The 22,691-nt window shown below is 72.6% G+C and carries 17 protein-coding genes; 5 read left to right on the plus strand and 12 right to left on the minus strand.

The window, feature by feature from the left end; genetic code table 11:
• From FJM51_RS14415 to FJM51_RS14440, 6 genes are all read right to left on the minus strand, one after another.
• Positions 1 to 540, minus strand: a complete 540-nt coding sequence (locus FJM51_RS14415) for an RNA polymerase sigma factor (RefSeq protein WP_140454835.1) — start codon at positions 538 to 540, stop codon at positions 1 to 3.
• Positions 541 to 659: 119 nt separating this feature from the next.
• Positions 660 to 1,925 carry a lysine N(6)-hydroxylase/L-ornithine N(5)-oxygenase family protein gene (locus FJM51_RS14420; RefSeq protein WP_181164563.1) on the minus strand — a complete coding sequence of 422 codons (1,266 nt, stop codon included), beginning with the start codon at positions 1,923 to 1,925 and terminating at the stop codon, positions 660 to 662.
• The gene (locus FJM51_RS14425) at positions 1,922 to 2,977 is read right to left on the minus strand and encodes a GNAT family N-acetyltransferase (protein WP_140454836.1); all 1,056 of its coding nucleotides are present in this window, start codon (positions 2,975 to 2,977) and stop codon (positions 1,922 to 1,924) included. Before FJM51_RS14425 ends, FJM51_RS14420 begins: the two co-directional genes overlap by 4 nt.
• Positions 2,978 to 2,988: 11 nt before the next feature.
• Complete coding sequence (locus FJM51_RS14430) at positions 2,989 to 3,858, minus strand: alpha/beta hydrolase (protein WP_140454837.1); 870 nt, start codon at positions 3,856 to 3,858, stop codon at positions 2,989 to 2,991.
• The gene (locus tag FJM51_RS14435) at positions 3,855 to 5,015 is read right to left on the minus strand and encodes a PLP-dependent transferase (protein WP_140454838.1); all 1,161 of its coding nucleotides are present in this window, start codon (positions 5,013 to 5,015) and stop codon (positions 3,855 to 3,857) included. The genes FJM51_RS14430 and FJM51_RS14435 overlap by 4 nt, the downstream gene beginning before the upstream one ends.
• The gene (locus FJM51_RS14440) at positions 5,012 to 6,337 is read right to left on the minus strand and encodes an MATE family efflux transporter (RefSeq protein WP_181164564.1); all 1,326 of its coding nucleotides are present in this window, start codon (positions 6,335 to 6,337) and stop codon (positions 5,012 to 5,014) included. The genes FJM51_RS14435 and FJM51_RS14440 overlap by 4 nt, the downstream gene beginning before the upstream one ends.
• 133 nt (positions 6,338 to 6,470) lie before the next feature.
• On the opposite strand from FJM51_RS14440, the gene FJM51_RS14445 reads away from it, so the two are divergent.
• From FJM51_RS14445 to FJM51_RS14455, 3 genes are read left to right on the plus strand one after another with little or no spacing between them, the layout of a single operon-like run.
• The gene (locus FJM51_RS14445; RefSeq protein WP_140454840.1) at positions 6,471 to 6,674 is read left to right on the plus strand and encodes an MbtH family protein; all 204 of its coding nucleotides are present in this window, start codon (positions 6,471 to 6,473) and stop codon (positions 6,672 to 6,674) included.
• On the plus strand, positions 6,671 to 10,534 hold the full coding sequence (locus FJM51_RS14450) for an amino acid adenylation domain-containing protein (RefSeq protein ID WP_210240293.1): 3,864 nt from the start codon (positions 6,671 to 6,673) through the stop codon (positions 10,532 to 10,534). The genes FJM51_RS14445 and FJM51_RS14450 overlap by 4 nt, the downstream gene beginning before the upstream one ends.
• 59 nt (positions 10,535 to 10,593) lie before the next feature.
• On the plus strand, positions 10,594 to 12,699 hold the full coding sequence (locus tag FJM51_RS14455) for a TonB-dependent siderophore receptor (protein ID WP_140454841.1): 2,106 nt from the start codon (positions 10,594 to 10,596) through the stop codon (positions 12,697 to 12,699).
• Between the two features lie 46 nt (positions 12,700 to 12,745).
• On the opposite strand, the gene FJM51_RS14460 is transcribed toward FJM51_RS14455, so the two are convergent.
• From FJM51_RS14460 to FJM51_RS14485, 6 genes are all read right to left on the minus strand, one after another.
• Complete coding sequence (locus FJM51_RS14460; protein WP_140454842.1) at positions 12,746 to 13,516, minus strand: ABC transporter ATP-binding protein; 771 nt, start codon at positions 13,514 to 13,516, stop codon at positions 12,746 to 12,748.
• Positions 13,513 to 14,505 (minus strand): iron chelate uptake ABC transporter family permease subunit, encoded by a 993-nt coding sequence (locus tag FJM51_RS14465; protein WP_140454843.1) that lies wholly within the window; start codon positions 14,503 to 14,505, stop codon positions 13,513 to 13,515. The genes FJM51_RS14460 and FJM51_RS14465 overlap by 4 nt, the downstream gene beginning before the upstream one ends.
• Positions 14,502 to 15,488: a FecCD family ABC transporter permease gene (locus tag FJM51_RS14470; RefSeq protein WP_140454844.1), complete on the minus strand. Its 987-nt coding sequence runs from the start codon at positions 15,486 to 15,488 to the stop codon at positions 14,502 to 14,504. The genes FJM51_RS14465 and FJM51_RS14470 overlap by 4 nt, the downstream gene beginning before the upstream one ends.
• Positions 15,485 to 16,477, minus strand: a complete 993-nt coding sequence (locus tag FJM51_RS14475; RefSeq protein WP_140454845.1) for an iron-siderophore ABC transporter substrate-binding protein — start codon at positions 16,475 to 16,477, stop codon at positions 15,485 to 15,487. Before FJM51_RS14475 ends, FJM51_RS14470 begins: the two co-directional genes overlap by 4 nt.
• Before the next feature lie 245 nt (positions 16,478 to 16,722).
• Positions 16,723 to 18,795, minus strand: a complete 2,073-nt coding sequence (locus FJM51_RS14480; protein WP_140454846.1) for an NAD(+) synthase — start codon at positions 18,793 to 18,795, stop codon at positions 16,723 to 16,725.
• Positions 18,796 to 18,900: 105 nt separating this feature from the next.
• The gene (locus FJM51_RS14485) at positions 18,901 to 19,677 is read right to left on the minus strand and encodes a DeoR/GlpR family DNA-binding transcription regulator (RefSeq protein ID WP_140454847.1); all 777 of its coding nucleotides are present in this window, start codon (positions 19,675 to 19,677) and stop codon (positions 18,901 to 18,903) included.
• Between the two features lie 271 nt (positions 19,678 to 19,948).
• Between FJM51_RS14485 and glpD the strand changes: the two genes are divergently transcribed.
• Positions 19,949 to 21,541 carry a glycerol-3-phosphate dehydrogenase gene (gene glpD / locus FJM51_RS14490; protein ID WP_140454848.1) on the plus strand — a complete coding sequence of 531 codons (1,593 nt, stop codon included), beginning with the start codon at positions 19,949 to 19,951 and terminating at the stop codon, positions 21,539 to 21,541.
• A 54-nt stretch (positions 21,542 to 21,595) separates the two neighbouring features.
• On the plus strand, positions 21,596 to 22,690 hold the full coding sequence (locus FJM51_RS14495) for an ABC transporter ATP-binding protein (protein ID WP_140454849.1): 1,095 nt from the start codon (positions 21,596 to 21,598) through the stop codon (positions 22,688 to 22,690).
• Position 22,691: the final 1 nt, after the last annotated feature.

Consider the following 22,691-nt stretch of genomic DNA (forward strand, 5'->3'; position numbering starts at 1 on the left):
TCAGGCGGGGGCTTCCAGACCGGCGCGGAGCCTGTCCTGCGCGCGCGCGATGATCGCGTTGACCCGCGCCGGGGAGAGGCCGATCCGCGCGGCGATGTGCTTCTGGCGCGCGTCCCTCAGCCGATGCTCGATCAGGATCTCCCGGTGCAGGGGTGGCAGGCGGCTCAACTCGTCCGCGAGCCGCGCCAGCGCCTGACGGTCCGCGAGGCATTTCTCGGCGCAGGGCAGGTCGCAGGTGAATTCCGCCTCCTCCGCCATCGGCGCGGCCGGCTCCCGGCCGGACCGGCGGGCCTGGTCGAGCGCGAGATTGCGCACGACGCGGCGCAGCATGCCGCGCGGGCAGATGACCGGGCAGCCGAGCGCCTCGCTTTCCAGACATCGTATCGCCGCGTCCTGCAGCACGTCCTCGGCGCGGTCGCGGGATCCGAGGATGCGCGCCGCGTCCGCGAGGAGCACCGCGCGCTCGGCGATGAGACAATCGAGAAGCCGGCGCCGGACCGCGACGGCGACCGGCTCCGGACGAACGGAGGCGTGCGGCATGAACTCACCCTGCCAGGCAATGGACCGAAATGCGTCTGCCTGGCCGCGGGGCTGAGTGGACGGAAGCCGTTATAGGCGCCGCCGCGCACTTGTCAAAGCCGAAGGGCGGCGGGCCCGTGCTATTCCGCGGCCAGCGCGAAGCCGCGGTGCCCTTGCGCCTCGATGGCCTCCGCGATCTCGTCGGAACGCAGCGCGAGGACGGAGAGCAGCGTGTCTCCGACGCCATGGGTCGGCTCGCTCTGGCCCTGGACGAAGACGGCGGGGCCGAACCCCGCTGCCATCGGCAGGCGATAGTCGCGGGCGGGCGGCGCGCCGGTCCACCAGTCGCCGATCCCGCCGAGCAGGGCGCGGTCGATCCCGCGGCGGTAGCCGGTGGCGAGGATCACCAGATCGTAGCCGGCGCGGGTCTCCCCTTCCGCGCCGACAAGGCGCAGGCGGATGCCGTCGGCGTCCTCGGCGGCGGCGAGAACCGAGGTCCGGGCGCGAAGCGCGAGGCGGTCCTCGCCGCGCACGGACTGTTCGTAGAGCAGATCGTACATGGTCGCGATCAGGTCATGGTCGACGACCGAGTAGTTGGTGGGCTGGGCCTCGGCGAGCCGCCGTTCGCGCGCCTCGGGCGGCAGGGCGTGGAAGCGGCCGGTCTCCTCCGGGTGGAAGATCTCGTTCACGAAGGGCGAGTCGTCCGACGGCCTCGGCGCGCCCGCGCGCAGGATCATCTCGACCCTCGGCGCCTCGGGACGGCCGGCGAGATCGGCGAAGATCTCGGCGCCGCTCTGCCCGCCGCCGATCACCGCGATCCGCGTCCCCGGCCGGAGCCGGGCCGCGACGCCGCCGAGGTAGTCTCGGGCGTGGAGCACGCGCGCCGAGCCGCGCAGCGCGGCGAAGGGCTCCGGCCAGTACGGCCGCCCGCCGGGCGCGAGCACGAGGTTGCGCGCGAGGAAGTGTTCGCGCGCGCCCGAGGCGCTCTCGGCCGAGACCCGGAGCGCGGAGATCTCGCCGCCGCTCCGGACCGGCTCGATCGCCGTGACGCGGCGGTCGTAGGAACAGACGTCGAGCTGGCCCGCGACCCAGCCGAGGTAGTCGTTGAATTCCTCGCGGCTCGGGAAGAAGGTCTTGCGGTTGATGAACCGCGTGAGCCGGCCCTTCGCGTGCAGATAGCTCAGGAAGGAGAAGGCGCTGCGCGGATTGCGGAGCGAGACGAGGTCCTTCAGGAACGACACCTGCATGTCGCTGCCCGCGATCATCATGTCCGGGTGCCAGGCGAAGGCCGGCCGCGCCTCGAGGAAGCGCGCGACGAGGCGCGATCCGCGCTCCCTCAGCGCCACGGCGAGCGAGAGGTTGGAGGGGCCGAAGCCCACGCCGACGAGATCGAAGGTGTCGCTCACCGGGTTGCTCCTTCCACCAGAAGCCGCGCGGGCGAGAGGGCGAGCGGCGTGCCCCGCCCGCTCTCCGGCCGCGCCCAGATCCGCGCCTCGAAGAAATGCTGCCGCTCGAGCCGGACCAGCGCCGAGCGCTTGTGCGGGAAGTCGAAGTCGCGCAGATGGCCGAAGCCGCAGCGGCCGAGATTGGCGAGCTGGCGCGCGTGGCTCGCCTTCGGCTCGCCCACCACGGCTTGCGTGCGCGGCTCCGCGAGGAACATGTAATGCATCAGCGAGGGCATCCAGGCGGTCACGTAGTCGGCGCCGCGCAGGTCCGCCTCCCCGACGAGCACGTGCCAGCCCCGGTCCCAGGCGCCGGCGTCGTAGTGCGCGCCGATCCGGTTCTCCCGCGCCCAGTAGAGCTCGAAATAGACGAAATCCCGCCCGTCGAGCGCGCCGATCAGCGGCAGCATGTGCGGATCGGCGAACATCCGGGCCAGATAGGCGCGATGCTCCGCGAGCGTGCCGCTCTCCTCGAAGAACTCGGCCACGCGCGGGTCGTTCTGCCAGCGGTGGAAGGTCGGCAGGTCCTCCATCGTCATCGCGCGCAGCGTGAACCGCTGGTCGAGCCAGGGGATGTGGCGGGCGTAGACGGTGCCGCGCGGCTTCGGCGGGCGGACCGGGTGCCGGCCATGCGGGCCCGGACGCCAGAGCGTCGGCCAGGGCGCGGGCGCGCGGCCGAGCCAGCGGTCGGGCACCTGCCAGAAGGCGGCGGGGAGCACCGCCGGCGTGTCCCCGATCAGGAACGCGGCGCCGGTCTCCAGGAGTCGCGGCAGCAAGGGCGCCCAGCCGGGGCCGGAAAGGCGGATCGCCGCTTCGCCGCCCCGGTTCGTCAGCGCCTCGACGGCGGCGAGCGCCAGGTCGAACCCGGTCCCGGGGTCGGCCGTCTCGGGCGCGGCGAGATCGATCCATCCGTCGCCCCGCTCGCCCAGCGTGAGCGGCGGGGCGTCTCCGAAGAGGATCCGGTCGCCGTCGCGGCGGGCGAGTGGCGGGGTGGCGGCGTGCATGTCCTTCGGCATGGGAACTCCTTTCAGGCGGCGCGGTCGAGCGCGAAGGTCCAGCGGATGGCGCGGTTCACGGCCACGGGCAGGACAGACATGTGGGTCTCGTCGGGGTAGATCTCGGAGGCGGTCTCGAGACCCAGAGCGGCGAGCGCCCCGGCCATCTCGAGGGCGGCGGCGACGGTGCGCTCGCGCGCCTTGCGGGCGAGGCGTTCCCCGGCGTCGGGGGCGTCGCGCTGGAACGGCGCGAGTTCCGCGCCCTCCCATTCGCCGGCGGAGAGATGGACGCGGGGCGCGTGGCCGGCGGGGTCGAACCGCGCCAGATGGTCGAGCAGGAAGCTCTCCTCCCAGGTGATCGCGGGACTGGCGGCGATCCAGTCGCGGAAGGCGCCGGGCCGGGTGAAGAGCAGCCAGAGCGCGAAGAGCCCGCCGAAGGAATGGCCGAAGAGCGCCTGCCGGCCGGGGTCGAGCGGCAGCCGCGCCGCGACGAGGGCGCGCGCGTCCTCGAGCAGGAAGCGCGCCATCTCGGCGCCGCCGCCGGTCCGCACCTCCGGCCCGCCGGGATGGAACGGCGGATAGCTCCGCCCCGGCGGCGGGCCGAGATCCCAGGAGCGGCGGAACGGATCATAGGCCTCGTCGGTCGGATAGCCGACCGCGACCAGCGCGCCCGGGCCGATATTCGTGCCCGCGGGCCAGGAGGCCTGCGCGCGGAGCGCGTCGACCGCCGTGCCGATCACCGCGTTGCCGTCGAGCAGCCAGAGCGCGGGCCATCCCCTCTCCGGCGCCGCGCCGGGCGGCGCCCAGAGGAAGATCCGCCGCGCCGCGCCGGTCGCGCTGTCCGCGAGGTCGAACCAGCGCGTGCCCGCGTGGTCCGGCCCGCCTTCCGCGAGCGGCGTCACGCAGCCACCCGCCGGGCGCTCGCGATTGCGCGGAAGAGGTCGGCGACGATCTCCTCGGCCGGTTCCAGCCCGACGGCGAGCCGGATCGTACGCGGATCGACGCCGAAGCGGCGGAAGGAATTCGCCGGCCCCGCGAGGCCGCGCGCCGCCTGGCCGGGCACGATCAGGCTCTCCGGACCGCCCCAGCTCACCCCGAGCCGGATCAGCCGGAGCGCGTCGCAGAAGCGCTCGACGTCGACGCCTTCGGCGAGATCGAAGGCGAAGAGCCCGCCGAAGCCGGTCAGCCCCTCGGGCCGCGCGGCGTCGAGGCCGGGATGATGGACCGCCGTCACCGCTTCGTGCCTGCCGAGCGCGCGGGCGACCTTGAGCCCGCTTTCCATGTGGCGCCGCATCCGGAGCTCGAGCGTGCGCATGCCGCGCAGGATCAGGAAGGCGTCCATCGGCGCCATCCGGCCACCGAGAAGATGCGTCGCCTCGTGGTCGATCCGCTCGATTAGCGCGCGCGACCCCGCGACGAGGCCGCCGAGCGTGTCGCTGTGGCCCGAGAGATATTTCGACGCGGCATGCACGACGAGATCGACGCCGAGCGCCGCCGGGCGCTGGAAGACCGGCGTGGCCCAGCTGTTGTCGATCACCGAGAGCACGCCGAGGCTCCGCGCCCGCTCCGCCACCGCGCGCAGATCCTGGATGTGGAAGGTCCAGGAGGTCGGGCTTTCGAGATAGACGAGCCGCGCGCCCGGCAGGGCCGCGAGCATCGCCTCGGTGTCGCGGCCGTCGACATAGGTCGTCTCGACGCCGAAGCGGCTGAGCACGGTCTCGAACAGGCGGAAGGCGTCGGAATAGAGATGCTGCACCGCGACGATCCGGTCGCCCGCGCGGACGAAGGGCAGGATCGCGCCGCAGATCGCCGCCATGCCGGAGGAAAAGCCGCGCGCGGCCTCGGTCCCCTCGAGCCGGGCGATCAGCCCTTCGAGTTCGGAGACGGTCGGATTGTCGCCGCGCGAATAGATGTAGCGGTCGGAGCGGCCGGCGAAGACGTCGGCGATCGCGGCGTAGCTCTCGAAGAGGAAGGAACTGGTCTGGAAGATCGGCGGGGCGCTCGCGTCGAGTGGCCGGGGCAGGGGGGGCGAGATCAGGTCGAGGGGGGTGGAGGTCATCCGAAGGCTCCGACGGGTGCGGGGGGAAAGGCCGCGCGGCGCAGCACGGCGCCGGCGAGGAGCGCGGCGCCGAGCGCCGCGAGGGTGATCGAGAGCGGCAGCGCGGTCACGCCCAGCCGGGGCAGTGTGAGGCCGAGCACGGGCCAGAGCAGCCAGCCCATCGGCGCGAGGCCGAGCACCGCCGCCATCCGCGCCCGCGCCATCGCCTGCAGGCAGATCTGCGCGATCACCCGGAGCGCCATCGCCGGCAGCGCGGGCGCGAGGCAGAGGAGCGCGGCCGAGGCCGCGGCGATGACGGCGGGATCCCGGCTCATAAGCCCGGCGAGCCGCTCCGCCGAGAGGGCGAAGCCGAGCGCGAGCGTCCCGCTCACGCCGCAGGCTACGAGGACGAGCCGGCGCAGCGCGCGGCCGGCGCGCTCGGGCTGGCCGGCGCCGAAGGCATGGGCGAGCACCGGCTGGGCGCCGATCGCGAAGCCTTCGAGCGGCAGGGTCACGACGAGCACCAGCCGGAGCGCGATGCCGAAACCGGCGAGCGCCGCCTCGCCGCCGATCCCGGCCGCGAGCCGCAGCAGCGCCATCATGCCGAAGGTGGTGATCGCGACCGAGCCCGCCTCCGGCAGCCCGACGCGCAGGATCCGGGCGAGGAGCGCGGGGGAACCGCGCAGCGGACGCCGCGCGGGGGCGCGGAAGTACCCGGCCCAGACCGCGAGAGTTACGAGTTGCGCGGTCAGCGTCGCCCAGGCCGCGCCGGGCAGGCCGAGCCCGAGGGCGAAGATGAACACCGGATCGAGCAGGATGTTGAGCCCGAAGCAGAGCGCCAGCGTCCCGAGGCTGAAGCGCGAGTCCCCCCGGCCGATCGCGACGAAGTCGCAGACGATCTGCACGGTGCCGAGGCCGAGCGTCAGGGCGAGAACGGGGTAGTAACCCCGCGCCGCGCCGGTGAGCGCGTCGGGCATGGCGAGCAGCGCGAGCGCGGCGTCGCGCGACGCGAGGAGCGTGGCGAGGGCGAGGAGCGCGACGGCGCCGCCCGCCGCGAGCGCCGTGCCCGCGACACGGCGCGCCTCGGTCGGCTCACCCGCGCCGAGCGCCCGCGCGAGCGCGCTCGCCGCGCCGGTTCCGAGCCCGACGCCGAGTGCCACGGTCAGTCCGCCGACCGGCGCGAGCAGGGCGAGCACCGCGAGCGCCTCCGCGCCGAGCCGGCCCACGAAGAACGCGTCCGCCACCTGATGCGCGGCGTTGAGCGAGAGCCCCGCCATCGCCGGCAGGCCCAGCCGCCAGATCAGCCGCCCCAGCCGGGGATCGGACAGGTCGATTTCCGCCATCGCAGTCTCCTTGTCGTCAGGCAGGACGATGGCGGGGCGCCGAAATTCACCCGTCCGCGGAAAATTTTCACGAGGCGGTGAATTTCCGCGCCGCCGGTTCGTCCAGAGCCCGAGAGCTTTGACGGAGACCGACATGTCACGTTCGACACTGCCCGAGGCGGAGTGGCTGGTGCTGAGGAACCACGAGGGACGCCAGTCCGTGGCGCCGGCCAGCCATCCGGTGCCGGCGGGCTGGGAGCCGGGGGGCTTCCGGGGACCGCGCCCGGCCTGCCTCGCCCATATCGCCGCGACCTGGACCGACATGCGGACCGAGGCCCTGAAGGCGGCCATGGCATGAACCGGGAACTGATCTTTCCCGCGCCCCGGCCGCTCACCGCGCTGGAGCGCCGGATCCTCGCACATGCGCGGGTCGGCGAACTCGCGCCCTTCGCGGTCGAACGGCTCGTGCTCGGCTTCGACCCGCGCTTCGGGCGGGACCGGCTGGTCGCCGCGATCGAGGATCTGCTGACCACCCATCCGGCCTTTACCGCCCGGTTCGAGCTCCTGCCCGGCGGCGAGGCGCGCCGCCACGGCGACGGGGCGACGCGGCTCGCGGAAATGGGCCAGGGCGGGCTCGACGCGGCGCTGGCGCGGGCGGAGCGGCACCGGCCCGATCCGCGCGGCGTGTCGGCTTTCGCCGAGTTCTGGGACGACGAGGCCGGCGGGCATCTGCTGGCGCTGACGCTGCACCCGATCCTCGGCGACGACACGACCTTCGGCTCGATCGAGGCGGAGCTTGCCCGCGCGCTCGGCCAGCCGGTCGCCCGCCGCGCCGCCGGCGCGCCGCCCGCGCTCCCGCGCGAGGAACGCGCGCAGAGGCTCGACCACTGGCGGGAGAAGCTCGACGCCTTCGCCATCGCCCGGCCGCCCCGGCGCCACGACGCGGTCGAAGGCCCGGAACGGCGGGTCAGCGCGCATGTGCTCCCTCCCGACCTCGGCGCGGCGCTCGACCGAGCGGGGCCGGAGACGGCGCTGGCCGCGGCGCTCGGCCTGCTGCTCGCGCGCTATTCCGGCCAGAGCGACCTCCGTTTCGCGCTCGGCCTGGAGAGGGAGGGGGCGATGGAGCGCGCCGGCACGCTGCTGCCGCTCTGCCTCGCCCTTGACCCGGGGCTGGGCTTCGGCGCGGCGATGGAGGGGACGGCGGCGGCGCTCGCCGAGGCGCGGGCGCATGTTCTGCCCGCCGACGCGCTGGTGCAGGACCGGCTGCGCCACGCGGGCGCGGACGCCCATCCGCTCGGCGCGGTCGTGCTTCATGTCCGCCCAGCCCGTCCGCTGCCCGAAGGCATCCGGCGCCTCCGCCGGCCCGCGCCGCCCTCGGCCGGCGAGCTGGTGCTGACCGCCGAGCAGGGCGAGGAGGGCTGGCGCCTGATCGGAGACGCCGCGGTGGGGCTGTTCGAGCCCGCGCTGATCGACCGCTTCCTCACGCATCTCGCCCGGCTGCTCGAAGCCGGACTCGCGCATCCCGAGGCTCCGGCGGGGCGGATCCCGCTGCTCGCGCGCGACGAACTCGACGCGCTTTCCGCGCCCTATCCCGACGACACGCCGATCGACCCGCGCGCGACGCATGAGATCATCGCCGCCCGCGCGGCGGCGCATCCTGAGAAGATCGCGATCATCCATGGCGCCACGCGCTGGACCCATGGCGAACTCGACGCCCGCGCCAACGCGCTCGCGCACCGGCTGGTCGCGCTCGGCGTCGGCGCGGAGACGCCGGTCGCGATCCTGATCGAGCGCGGCGCCGAGGCGGTGATGGCGATCCTCGCCACGCTGAAGGCCGGGGGGGCCTACATCCCGGTCGAGCCCGATCATCCGGCGAGCCGCAACCACCACATCCTGACCGACGCCGGCGTGAAGGTCGTGCTGACGCGCGGCCGCTACCGCGACCGGCTGCCGGAGCGGCTGGCGGCGGAGGTCGTCCGGCTCGAGGATCTGGACGATGCGCCCCGCGTCGACGCGCCGGCGGTGACGATCCACCCCGACCAGCTCGCCTATGTGATGTACACCTCCGGCTCGACCGGCAAGCCCAAGGGCGTCGCGGTCGAGCACGGGCCGCTCTCGAGCCACAACCAGACCACCGCGCGCGTCTACGAGATGCATGCCGACAGCCGCGAACTGCCGTTCCTGCCGTTTTCCTCCGATGGGGGGCACGAGCGCTGGATGGTGCCGCTGATGATGGGCGGCTCGGTCCTCATCCCCGACGGGCCGCTCTGGACGCCGGAACAGACGCTCGGCGCGATGCGCGAGCATGGCTGCGACAATGCCTCGATCCCGACAACCTACCTGCGGCAACTCGCCGAATGGGCGGAGGAAACCGGTTCCGCGCCGCCGACGCGGCTCTATTCCTTCGGGGGCGAGGGGCTGGCGCAATCCACCTTCGACCTGCTGAGGCGGTCGCTGAACGCGCGGACCCTGATCAACGGCTACGGTCCGACCGAGACGATCATGACGCCGATGGTCTGGAAGGTCGCGGCCGGCACGCGCTTCGCCGGCACCTACGCGCCGCTCGGCCGCGCGGTCGGCGAGCGGCGGGCCTATGTGCTCGACGAGGAGCTGATGCCATGCCCGCCGGGCGTGGTGGGCGAGATCCATCTCGGCGGAACCGGGGTGGCGCGCGGCTATGTCGGGCGGCCGGACACGACCGCGGACGTGTTCATTCCCGACCCGTTCGGCCCCGAGCTCGACGGGACCAGAGGCGCGCGGCTCTACCGGACCGGCGATCTCGGCCGCTGGCGCGAGGACGGGACGATCGACTTCCTCGGGCGGGTCGATCTGCAGGTGAAGGTCAACGGCTACCGGATCGAGCCGGGCGAGATCGAGGCGGCGCTGCTCGCCGAGCCGGAGGTGGGCGAGGCGCTGGTCCTGCTGCGGGGCGAGGGAGAGGAGCGGCGTCTGATCGCCTATGTCACCGGCCCCGCTCCGGACGCGGGCGAGGCGCTGCGCGCGGCGCTGGAAGGCCGCCTGCCCCGGCACATGCTGCCCGAGGCGGTGGTGGTACTCGACAGGATGCCGACCAACCCGAATGCGAAGCTCGACCGCGCCGCGCTGCCGATGCCGGGCGCGCGCGCCCGGGCCGCGCGCGGGGTTCCGCCCGAGGGCGAGATCGAGGCCGGCGTGCTCGCGATCTGGCGCGAGGTGATCGGCGCGCCGGAAATGGGCGTCACCGACGATTTCTTCGCCATGGGCGGCAAGTCGCTTCCCGCGCTGAAGGCGCTGGCCGCGATGCGGCGGCGCTGGCCCGGCATGGCGCTCACCATCGCCGATCTCTTCGACGCGCCGACGCCGCGCGCGATCGCCGCGCGCATCTCGGCCGGAGATCGGACCGGGCGCCGCGCGATCGCGCTTCGCGCCGGCGGGACCCGGCCCCGGCTCTACTGCTTCCCGGGCCTGCTGGTCTCGACCCGCGAATACCTGCGGCTCACCGACCATCTCGGGCCGGACCAGCCGGTGACGGGCTTCCTCTGCCATTCGCTGAACGAGGAGAAGCGGCTCAACGTCTCGGTTTCGGAGGTGGTCGCGGAATACGCCGCGCACATCCGCGCCGAGAGCGCGGGCGCGCCTTGCGCCTTCCTCGGCTGGTCCTGGGGCGGCCTGCTCGCCTGGGAGGCGGCGCGCCAGCTCGCGGGCGAGATCGACCTCCGGCTCGTCGGCATGGTCGACGTCTGCGATCTCGGCGCCGATTTCACCCCCGGCGCCACGCCCCGCTTCGGCCCCGGCGAGCGGGAACGGCTGGAGGCGGAGCTCCGCGACTGGCTCGCGAAGACCCGGATGCGGGCGCGCTGGGACGAGCTCATCGCGGCGATGGACGCGGAGACCTACGCGCAGTTCCTCCGCTTCATCGGGAACGAGGCCGAGCCGCTGCCTTTCGACGGGCCGGATATCTCGAGCCGGGAGCACACGTTCTGGGTGCTGATCGACAACGCGCTCGTCTTCCGCCGCCATGCGATGACCCGGCTTCACGCGCCGGTCGCCTCGTTCGGCGCGGCGGACAGCCTCAGCCGCGGGCTGAACCTGATCGACTGGCGCGCCTGGAGCGACCGGGCCGGGCCGGCGGAGGTGATCGCCGGCACCAACCATCTCCACATCATCGGCGAGCGCGCCTTCCACGAGCGCTTCAAGGCGCGGCTGGACGCGGCCTTCGCCGGTCTCCCGCTCACCTGACCCATCGGCCCGGCCGGGCGAAGCCGCGGCGCGGTCCCTGCGATCCTCGGAGGACAAGATTGAAACGTAGCCTGATCGCGGCCATGCCCGCGCTTTTCATCATGGGGGGCGCCGCCGGCGCGCAGGAGGCCGACGAATTCGACGGCGAGACCCTCGTCCTGCCGACGCTCACGATCGACGCGGCGCAGGACGAGGGGCTGGTGCCCTTCGCCTCGGCGGTCGCGACCAAGACCGACACGCCGATCGAGCGGATCCCGCAATCGGTCTCGATCGTGACCGAGGAATCGCTCGAGCAGCGCCGGCCGCAGAGCATGGAACAGGCGATCTCCTACGTTCCCGGCGTCGTTCCGGCGCCCTGGGGGCAGGACAGCCGCTTCACCCAGTTCCTCGTGCGTGGCTTCGACATCGGCCCCTACGGCACGTTCCGCGACGGGCTGCCGCAGAAGGTGATCGGCTTTTCGGGCTTCGTGATGGAGCCGTACAGCCTCGAGGGCATCGACGTGCTGAAGGGGCCAAACGCGGTGCTCTACGGCGAGACCGATCCGGGCGGCATCGTGAACGCGGTGACCAAGCGCCCGACCTTCGCGCCGCTCCGGAGCGGCTTCCTGACCTACGGGCCCCATGACACCGTCCAGGCCGGGGTCGACGTGGGCGGGCCGATCGGCGAGAGCGAGACGCTCGCCTGGCGGCTGACCGGGCTCTACCGCGACGGCGAGACCGGGCTCGAGAATTCCGAGGACGACCGCCAGCTGATCGCCCCCGCGCTGACCTGGCGCCCGGACGACCGCACCGAGCTCACGATCCTCACCAATTTCCAGAGCGACAGGACCACGCCCGGGCTCTACCTGCCGATCGCGGGCGAGGATTATCCGCTCGCCTCCGGCGATCTGCCGGACTGGATGTGGGACTTCTCGCCCGAGATCTCGCATTTCGACGCGGACATGTCCTCGGGAGGCTATCTCTTCTCGCATGAGGTCTCGCCCGGGCTCGTGATCCGCCAGCAGGCCCGCGTCGCGCGGCAGGACACGGACTACCGCGACTTCTACTTCAACGGCATGGCCTCCGACACGGAGATGAACTACGCCGATTTCACCGTGGACGAGACGGCGGAGACGCAGGCGGTCGACACGCAGGCGCAGATCGACTTCGCGCTCTGGGGCGTCGAGAACACGCTCCTGCTCGGGCTCGACTACAGCCGGATGAAGGTCGATACCTCGCGGGGCTACGACGCGAGCTATCTCATCCCCGTCGACGATCCCTCCTTCGACTTCGCGATCCCGCTGCCGGGGATCTACTACGACGGCGTCCAGACCGTCGAGCAGTACGGGATCTACGCGCACAACCAGTCCCAGCTGACCGACCGGCTCTTCGCGAGCTTCGGCCTGCGCCAGACCTGGGTCGAGAACCGGTTCGACGACCATCTCTACGGCGCCGACACGAGCCAGGACGACCAGAAGCTGGTCTGGGACCTGGGCGCGACCTACGACCTGCCGCGCGGCTTCACGCCCTATGCGAGCTACTCGACCGGCTTCGTGGTCAACACCGGCGCCGAGTTCGATGGCACGCTCTATGAGCCGACCGAGGCGGAGCAGTACGAGATCGGCCTGCGCTGGCGGCCGGAAAGCTTCAACGCGCTCTTCTCCGCGGCGCTCTACCAGATCGACAAGACCAACGTGCTGACGACCGATCCCGACAACATGGGCTTCTGGGTCCAGACCGGCGAGGTGCGCCACCGCGGCCTGGAGCTCGAGGCCAACGTGTCGCTGATGGACGGGCTTTCCGCCGTCGCGGGCTACAGCTACATCGACGCCGAGATCACCTCTAGCAACGACGGCGACGAGGGCAACCGCCCGGCGCTGGTGCCCGAACACGAGGCCTCGCTCTGGACGAACTACGCCTTCCAGGACGAACGTTTCGAAGGGCTGAGCCTCGGCGCCGGCGTGCGCTACGTCGGATCGAGCTACGGCGATTCGACCAATACCCGCGAGACGCCCGCCCATACCCAGGTGGACGCGGCGCTGCGCTACGCGCGGGGCGCGGTCGAGGGGGCGCTCAACGTGACGAACCTCTTCGACGAGGATTATTACGCGCTCTGCTACCCCTACGGCGGCTGTACGAAGGGCGACGGGCGGCAGGTCCAGCTCACGGTAAGCCTTGCGTTCTGAGCGAAAAGGGGCGGCGCGGGTTCCTTCGCGCCGCCCTCCCGTCAAGTCAGCGCGGTATCACCATCGGCGCGCCGGTGACCGGGTCGGGATGCACCTCGGCGGAAAGGCCGAAGGCCGCCGCGAGATGGGCGGGGGTCAGCACCTCCGAAGGCTCCCCCCGCGCGACGAGGCCGCGCGGCCCGAGCAGAACCAGCACATCGCAGAAGCGCGCGGCCAGGTTGAGGTCGTGCAGCACGCTGACGACCGTCAGCCCCCTTTCACGCCCCCGGGCGCGCAGCAGGCCGAGCAGGTCGAGCTGGTGGGAGAGGTCGAGGAAGGTGGTCGGCTCGTCGAGCAGCAGGAGCGGCGTCGCCTGGGCGAGCACCAGCGCGATCCAGGCGCGCTGCCGCTGCCCGCCCGAGAGCTCGTCGAGCGGCAGCCCGGCGAGCTCCGAAAGCTCGACCGCCGCCATCGCCTCGGCGCAGGCGCGCTGGTCCTCGGCGCGCCACGGGCTCAGCATCCCGCGCCAGGGCAGGCGCCCGCGCCGGACGAGATCGCCGACGCTGATCCCCTCGGGCGCGACCGGCGATTGCGGCAGGATCGCCATCCGCCGCGCGAGCGCCTTCGTGTCGAGCCGCCGGATGTCCTCGCCGTCGAGCGTGACGCGGCCCGCCTCGGGCGCCATCAGCCGGCCGAGCGCGCGCAAAAGCGTGGATTTGCCGCAGCCGTTCGGACCCAGGATCGCCGTCATCGGCGCTTCGCCGAGATCGAGATCGAGCCCCTCGATGATCCGCCGCCCGCCGTAGCCGAGCGCGAGGCCCCGCGCGCGAAGCGTCATAGCCCGCCTCCTTCCATTTCCCGCGACAGCCGCCAGAGCAGATAGGGCGCCCCGAGAAGCCCGGTCAGCACCCCCGCCGGCAGTTCGGTCCCGGTGAGCGCCGAGCGCGCGATCGTGTCCGACAGCGTCAGTATGAGCGCGCCCGCCCCGGCCGCGGCGAGCATCCGGCCCACGAGGCCGCGCGCGCCGGTGAGGCGGGCTCCGAGCGGCGCGGACATGAGCGCCACGAAGGGCACCGGCCCCGCGACCGCGACCGCGAGTGCCGCGAGCAGCACACCGGCCGCGACGAAGCCGCGCCGCGCCGCCGCGACCCCGACGCCGAGGCCCGCCGCGAGGTCGGAACCGAGTTCGAGCGCGCCGAGCAGGCGGATCCGGACGAGCAGCGCCGCGGCGAGCAGCGCGCCGGGGATCCAGATCCGCGCGACGTGATCCCAGCTTCGCGCCGCGAGCGAGCCGGTCATCCAGCGCTGCGCCTCGCCGGCCTCGTTCGAGGGCAGGAGCGTCATCAGGAAGGTGGCGAGCGCCGAGGTCATGAAGCCGATGCCGAGGCCCACGAGGATCATCGTCAGCGGCGGCGTCGCATGGCCCCGCCGGTAGCTCGCCACGCCGACGAGCGCCGCGCTCGCGAGGCCCCCGGCGGCGGCCACGAGCGACATCGGCGCGATGAGGCCGAAGGCCGTGGCAGCGACCACCGCGAGCGCCGCGCCGGAGTCGAACCCGAGGATGTCGGGCGAGGCGAGCGGATTGCGGAACAGCGTCTGGAACAGCCCCCCCGCGATCCCGAGCGCCGCCCCGGCGCCGAGCGCGGTCGCGACGCGCGGCCCCCGGAAGGTCGAGAGCATCGCCGCCCCCATCCCCTCGCCCGAGACCGCGCCATGCCAGAGCGCCGCCGGGCCGACGGTGATCTGCCCCCAGGCGAGGCCGAGCATGGCCGCGGCGATGAGGAGCAGCGGAAGCAGCGCCGCGCGCGCCGTCATGCCTCCCGTCATGCCTGGGCCCCCGGCCGCAGGCCGCGGGCGATCCAGATGAAGACCGGGCCGCCGATCACCGCCGTCATGACCCCGACCCGCACCTCGGCGGGGGCGAGCACCAGCCGCCCGAGCGTGTCGCAGAGCAGGAGCGTGGCGCCGCCGAGCAGGAAGGCGGTCACGAGCTCCATGCGCAGCCGGTGCCCGACGAGGCGGCGCGCGAGCGGCGGGACCATGAGCCCGAGAAAGGCGATCGGCCCCGCGACCGCCACCGCGGCCCCCGTCGTCAGCGCGACCGCGGCGAGTGCCATCCCCTGCGTCCGCCCCGGCCGGATGCCGAGCCCGCGGGCGAGCGCGTGACCGAAGGAGAGCGCCTCGATCCGGGGCGCGATGGCAAGGGCGAGAATCGCGCCCGCCGCGGCGGCCAGCGCCATCTCCGCGAGTGGCCGGGAGCCCGCCGGGGCGAGCGAGCCCGCCACCCAGAAGCGCATCATGTCGAGCGACTCGCGCCGCAGCAGCACCGCCCCGGTGACGAGCGAGAGCAGGAGCGCGTTCAGCGCCGCGCCCGCGAGCGTCAGCCGCATCGGGCCCGTGTCCCCGCGCAACCCGCCCGCGAGGCCGAAGACCGTGAGCGCGGCCAGCGCCGCGCCGGGGAAGGTCAGCATCGCCACGCGGGTCTGGTCGAGATCCCCGAGCAGCGCGCCCCCCGCGAGCAGCGCGAAGGCCGCGCCGGCGTTGATCCCGAGCAGGCCCGGATCGGCGAGCGGGTTGCGCGTGATCCCCTGGAGCACCGCGCCCGCGACGCCGAGCGCCCCGCCCGCGATGATGGCCCCGAGCACCCGCGGAAGCCGCACGGTCGCCAGGGCGACGTGATCGGCGTTCGTCGGGTCGAAGGCGAGCATCATGTCGAGATAATCCGACGGCCCGATGGGCCGGACCCCGAGCGCGAGCGAGGCGGCCGTGACGAGGAGCAGCGCGAGCGCCGCGCCGAGAACCGCCTTCAAGGCGCGAGCCCCGTCTCGACGGCGGGGGGAACCGGGGTTGCCGGGTCGCCGTCGAGCGCGAGCACGATCAGGGGCTCCATCTCGCGGAGCGCGAAGGGCAGCGACAGGATCGTGCCGAAGGAGAGCGCGCCGGTCAGCACCTCCTCCAGCGGGATCTCGCGCCCCTCGCGCCGGGCGCGCATCGCGCCGCGCATCGGCAGCGCCGCGATGTCGGAGGCATGCGCCTGGCCGGAGATCCAGATCACCAGATCCGCGTCGATCGGCGAGAAATCCTCCGATGAGACGATGGCGTAGAACCCGTCGAAGGAGGGCAGCGCCGCGACCGCCTCGGGCGGGCGGAAGCCGAGCTCGCGCAGGAACCGGGGCCGGGTGTCCTCGTCGGTATAGACCCCCGTCTGGCCCGAATCCTGCCAGACGGCGACCGCGGTCCGGCCTTCCCATTCCGGATGGCGCGCCCGGGTCTCGGAGAACCGGCGCTCGAGATCGGCTATGAGGTCCGCGGCCAGGGCGTCCTTGCCCACGGCCCGGCCGAGGGTGCGCGTCAGCGTCTGCCACGAGGTGCCGTAGGTCGAGGTTCCCGGCTCCTGCATCAGCACGGGCGCGATCCGGGAGAGGAGATCGTATTCCTCCCGCGACATGCCCGAGCCGATGCCGACGATGAGATCGGGCGCGAGGCTCGCCACCGTCTCGGCCGAGATCTCCCCCCCGATCACCACCGGCTCGGCGTCGCCGAGCAGGGGCTGCGCCCAGGGCCAGACACCGTAGGGGTAATCGCCGTACCAGCTTCGGATCGCGAGCGGGGCGACACCGAGGGCGAGCAGCACGTCATGCGAATCCGACCCGAGCGAGACGACGCGCGTGGCCGGGGCGGCGAGTTCGATCTCGCCGAACACATGCCGGAAGCGCACCCCGCTGCCCGCGGCCCGGACGGGCGGCGCGATGACGAGCGCGCCCGCGCCCGCGAGAAGCGCGCGTCTCGACAGGGCCATTCCCCCGGCCGGGAGCCGAAGGGATCCCACGCCGTCCCGCGCGCCCATATCCGTCGTTGCGACAGGCTTCCGCCCCATCCGATCACCTCTGCGACTTCCCGATGTCCTAGGCTGGCTTTCGCAGGGAGAAGACGTCGAGAACTCTCGTCGCGGATCGCTGGCGGCGGCCCGGTTCTACCCGCTCCGCCGCGGCGAGGGAAGCCGGATTCGGGCGCGCCGCGCGCGCCCGCCTCGGGGCCACGGCCTCAGGGCTTGCCCCCGGCAAGCCTGCCGAGTTCCGCGAGCCAGGGCGAGGCGGAGGCGTCGGAGGGCGCGCGCCAGTCGCCGCGCGGCGAGAGCGCGCCCCCGGCCGAGACCTTCGGCCCGTTCGGCATGGCCGACCGCTTGAACTGGCTGAACTCGAAGAAGCGGCGCAGGAAGCGCTCCAGCCAGAGCGTGATCGTCGCGAGGTCGTATTCGTTGCGCGCGGCCTCGGGAAAGCCGATCGGCCAGCGGCCGGCGGCGGCGTCGCGCCAGGCGTGCCAGGCGAGGAAGGCGATCTTGCTGGGCGGCAGCCCGTAGCGGAGCGTGTAGAACAGGAAGAAGTCGTTGAGCTCGTAGGGGCCGATCCGCGCCTCGGTGCTCTGGAGCCCGCCCTCGGCGTCGGCGGGGACGAGTTCGGGCGAGATCTCGGTACCGAGGATCGCCTCCAGCACCGCGTTCGTCGCGGCGTCGAACTGGTCCGAGCGCTCGACCCAGCGGATCAGGTACTGGATCAGCGTCTTCGGCACGCCCGCGTTCACCGCGTAGTGGCTCATCTGGTCGCCGACGCCATAGGTGCACCATCCGAGCGCGAGTTCCGAGAGGTCGCCGGTCCCGATCACGAACCCGCCGTGCTGGTTGGCGAGCCGGAACAGGTAGTCGGTGCGCAGACCGGCCTGGACGTTCTCGAAGGTCACGTCGTAGACGGGCTCCCCGCCGGCGAAGGGGTGGCCCATGTCGGAGAGCATCTGGCGCGCGGCCGGGCGGATGTCGATCTCCGCCGCCTCGATCCCGAGCGCGGTCATCAGCTTCCAGGCGTTGCCCTTCGTGGTCTCGCCGGTCGCGAATCCCGGCATGGTATAGCCGAGGATCGTCTCGCGGGACAGGCCGAGCCGGTCGCAGACCTTGGCCGCGACGATCAGCGCATGGGTGGAATCGAGCCCGCCCGAGACGCCGATGACCATGCGCGTGCCGCCGGTCGCGCTGAACCGGCGGCTGAGCCCGTCGACCTGGATGTTGAAGGCCTCGTAGCAATCGCTGTCGAGATGGGTCTCGCGGTCCGGCACATAGGGAAAGCGGCGGATCCGGCGGACGAGGCCGACGTCGCCCGGCGCGGGCCGGAGCGCGAATTCCACCCGCCGGTAGCGCGGCGCGGCGCTCGCCTCCTCGTCGGCGCAGTCGCCGTAGGTCTGGGTGCGCATCCGCTCGGCGATGATCCGGCCGGTATCGACATCGGCGACGCAGAGCGCGGGATCGGTCCGGAACCGCTCGCCCTCCGCCAGCAGATCGCCCAGTTCGAAGATCATCCCCTGTCCGTCCCAGGCGAGATCCGTGGTGCTCTCGCCATGGCCGGCGGCGGAATAGACATAGGCGGCGAGCGCGCGCGCCGACTGCGCCCGGCCGAGCAGGCGGCGGTCGTCGGACTTGCCGATGATGATGTTCGAGGCGGAGAGGTTGGTCAGGATCGTGGCGCCGGCGAGGGCGGCGTGGCTCGAGGGCGGGATCGGCGCCCAGTAATCCTCGCAGATCTCGATGTGAAACACGAAATCCGGCAGATCCTGCGCCGCGAAGAGGAGGTCGACGCCGAAGGGCACGCTTTGCCCCGCGATCTCGGCCATCTCCCCGACCGCCCGACGCCCGTGCGAGAACCAGCGCTTCTCGTAGTATTCGCGGTAGTTCGGGAGGTAGGATTTCGGCACGCAGCCGAGCAGCCGCCCGCGATGGACGGCGAGCGCGCAGTTGTAGAGCCGCCCCCGGAACCGGATCGGCGCGCCGACGAGGATCACCGAGGGCAGCGACTCGCTCGCCGCGACGATCCCGCCGATCCCTTCCTCCACCGCGCCCAGCAGCGCGGACTGCAGGTGCAGGTCGTCGATCGCGTAGGAGGAAACGCAGAGTTCGGGACAGACCAGCAGGTCCACGTTCCGCTCGGCGGCGCGCCGGGCCTCCACGAGGATCGCCTCGGTGTTGTAGGCGACGTCCGCGGGTCGGACCCTCGGCGTCGCCGTCGCGACCCGGATGAAGCCGTGCCGGTGCATGTCGCGGAAATCGTCCCCCGCCGGGTGGTCGTCGTTCATGTCCATCTCGCGCCGTTCCGTCCGCTCGCCGCGGAACCTCCATCGTTATCCGCTGAAACGGCGAAAGGATCCATCCGGGGCCGCGCCGGCGCCCCCCGGCCGCTTTTAGGCGGGATCGCCCGGCGCGGTCACATGCACCTCCGTCCCCCACTCGGCGCAGCGGCGCGAGAGGGGGGAGGGGAGGGGCAGGTCGGTGAAGATGCCGGAGATCTCGGCGAGCGAACCGAGCAGCGCCGGCGCGGAGCGGCCGAACTTCGAATGGTCGCAGACGAGATAGCTCCGGCGCGCCTGTTTCAGGATCGCCCGCGAGACGCGCACCTCGGCGAGGTCGAAATCGAGCAGGTCGCCGTCGGGATCGATGGCCGACACGCCGACCACCGCGAAGTCGACCTTGAACTGGCCGAAGAACTCGCTGGTCAGGTCGCCCACCAGCCCGCCGTCGGACCGGCGCAGCGCGCCGCCCGCGACCATGATGTCGCAGCCGGGATTGGCGAGCAGGATGTTCGCGACGTTCATGTTGTTCGTCACCACCGTGATGTTGCGATGGTTCATGAGTTCGCGCGCCACCGCCTCGGTCGTGGTGCCGAGGTTGAGGATGATCGAGCTGTTGTCCGGGATCGTCGCGGCGCAGGCGCGGGCGATGGCGGCCTTGGCCACCTCGTTCATGCCGCGCCGCTGCTCGTAGCCGAGATTGGTCACGCCGGTTCGCGGCACGGCGCCGCCATGGACCCGGTCGATCAGCCCCGCGTCGGCGAGATCGGCGAGATCGCGGCGGATCGTCTGCAGCGCGACCTCGAACCGCTGGGCGAGATCCTCGACGAAGACCCGGCCCTCGCCGCGGGCGATTTCCAGGATTTCCGACTGGCGCAGGCTGAGAGGCATGACGGGCCCCCGATGTTCGCTTGGGTGCGAAAAGTCCGCGATCGCGCAACGGCGGTCAACTGCCAAAAGGCACCGGTCACGCCGGAAGACGAACTTGCCGCGGCGCAGCGCGAAATTGCGCGCCATGCTGCGGTTGCGTAGGCTTGGCGCCCGGATGACGCGCGCGAACGTTCGTTTTCCGGGATTTCGCGCATTTGCGCGCAGTTCCCCGTTGACGGCCACGCCCGGGCGGAGGTACGCCGGAAACAGGGGCCGGGAAGGGGACGCGCGGATGGCCGCGGAAGCCGAGATCACCGATCTTTTCGTCGTCGGCGGCGGCATCAACGGCTGCGGTATCGCGCGCGACGCCGCCGGACGCGGGCTTTCGGTGGTGCTCGCGGAACAGGGGGATCTCGCCTCCGCCACCTCCTCGCGCTCGACGAAGCTCTTTCACGGCGGCCTGCGCTATCTCGAATATTTCGAGTTCCGGCTGGTGCGGGAGGCGCTGGAGGAGCGGGAGACTCTGCTCGTCGCCATGCCCCATATCAGCTGGCCGATGCGCTTCGTCCTGCCGATCAGCCCCGAGATGCGCTTCGAGAGCGAGACACCGACCTCGCGCCTCCTCTCGGCGATGATGCCCTGGATGCGCGGGCGGCGGCCGGCCTGGCTCATCCGGCTCGGCCTCCTCTTCTACGACACGCTCGGCGGGCGCGGCATCCTGCCCGCGACGCGCGCGCTCGATCTGACGCGCGATCCGGCGGGGGCGCCGCTCCAGCCGCGGTTCACGCGCGCCTATGAATATTCGGACTGCTGGGTCGAGGATTCGCGGCTCGTCGTCCTGAACGCGCGGGACGCGGCGGCGCGGGGGGCGCGGATCCTGACGCGGACGCGCGTCGTCTCCGCCGCGCGCGAGGGGGATCTCTGGCGCGTCGCCGTCGAGGGGCCGGAGGGCCGGCGGGACTACCGCGCGCGGGCGCTCGTCAACGCGGGCGGACCCTGGGTCGAGAGGATCATCCGCGACGTGGTCCATGCCGAGGCGCGCGGCGGCGTGCGCCTGGTGCGCGGCAGCCATATCGTGACGCGCAGGCTCTACGACCATGACCGCTGCTATTTCTTCCAGGGGACCGACGGGCGGATCATCTTCGCGATCCCCTACGAGCAGGACTTCACCCTGATCGGCACCACCGACATGGATCACCGCGGGCCGCCTGAGGCGGCGCGCTGCACGGAGGAGGAGCGCGACTACCTGCTCGCCTTCGCCTCGCGCTATTTCGCGAAGCCGGTGACGGCGGAGGATGTGGTCTGGAGCTATTCCGGGGTGCGGCCGCTCTACGACGACGGGGCGAGTTCGGCGACGGCGGCGACGCGGGATTACGTGCTGACGCTCGACGCGGAGGCGGGCGCGCCGCTCCTGAGCGTCTTCGGCGGCAAGATCACCACCTATCGCCGGCTCGCCGAGGCGGCGCTGGCGAAGCTCGCGCCCTTCACGCCGCGCGCCTCGGGCGCCTGGACCGCGCGGGCGCCGCTGCCGGGCGGGGATTTTCCGCATGACGGCGTCGCGGCCCTGACGGCGCGGCTGCGCGCGCGCTACCCGTTCCTGAGCGGATACTGGGCCGGGCGGCTGATCCGCGCCTACGGGACCGAGGCGGAATGCGTGCTCGGACCCGCGGCGACCGCCGCCGATCTCGGCCGCGACTTCGGCGCCACGCTGACCGAGGCGGAGGTGCGCTGGCTCGTCACCCGCGAATTCGCCCGCGACGCCGAGGACATCCTCTGGCGCCGGAGCAAGCTCGGCCTGCGGATGACGCCGGAACAGGCGGCGGAACTCGACGGCTTCGTCGGGGAACTTGTCCATGCCCCCGGGGTCATCACCTCGGCGGCGTGACGGAAATCGGACCGGGGCGGCACGATCCCGGCCGGAAAGCACGAAGGGGAGGGAATGGCGCTCGCGCTGGAAGGAGTGACACGCGTGGTTCGGGGGCGGACGCATGTCCACCCGACCGATCTTGTGCTCGGCAAGGGCACGATGAACGTGCTGCTCGGCCCGACGCTCTCGGGCAAGACCTCGCTGATGCGGCTGATGGCGGGGCTCGACCGGCCCACGCGGGGCAGGATCCTCTGGGACGGCGCGGAGGTGACCGGCGTCCCGGTCCAGCGGCGCAGGGTCGCGATGGTCTACCAGCAGTTCATCAACTACCCCACGCTCTCGGTCTACGAGAACATCGCCTCGCCGCTCCGCCTGCTCGGGCGGAGCAAGGCGGAGATCGACCGCGCGACGCGGGAGACGGCGGAGATGCTGCGGCTGACGCCCATGCTGGACCGAAAGCCCCTGGAGCTCTCGGGAGGCCAGCAGCAGCGCTGCGCGCTCGCCCGCGCGCTGGTGAAGGGGGCGGGGCTCGTGCTGCTCGACGAGCCGCTCGCCAATCTCGACTACAAGCTCCGCGAGGAACTGCGCGTCGAGATCCCGCGCATCTTCGAGGCCTCGGGCGCGATCTTCGTCTATGCGACCACCGAGCCGGAGGAGGCGCTCCTGCTCGGAGGCAATACCGCGACGCTCTGGGAGGGGCGGGTCACCCAGTTCGGCCCGACCGCCCATGTCTACCGGCGGCCCTGCGACGCGACCACGGCGCGCGTCTTCAGCGATCCGCCGATGAATTTCGTCGCCTGCCGGAAGGAGCGGGGCCGCGTCAGCTTCGGCGCCGGCGCGGCGACGGCCACGGCGGCGGCGGGGCCGTTCGCCGCGATCCCGGACGGGCGCTATCTCGCGGGCTTCCGGCCCAATCATCTCGACCTCGTGCGCCGCTCGGGCGACGCGCTCGGCTTCGACTGCGCGCTGACCGCGAGCGAGATCACCGGGTCGGAGACCTTCCTCCATGCCCGCCACGACGGCGAGGCCTGGGTCGGCCTGCTGAAGGGCGTGCACGAACTCGGCGCCGGCGCGGCCGTCACGCTCTGGCTCGACCCGGCCCATGTCTATCTCTTCGACGCCGGGGGGCGGCTCGCCGCGCCCGCGGCCTATGCGATGGCGGCCTGAC

It is taken from the genome of Amaricoccus solimangrovi (genome assembly GCF_006385685.1).
GTDB lineage: Bacteria > Pseudomonadota > Alphaproteobacteria > Rhodobacterales > Rhodobacteraceae > Amaricoccus > Amaricoccus solimangrovi.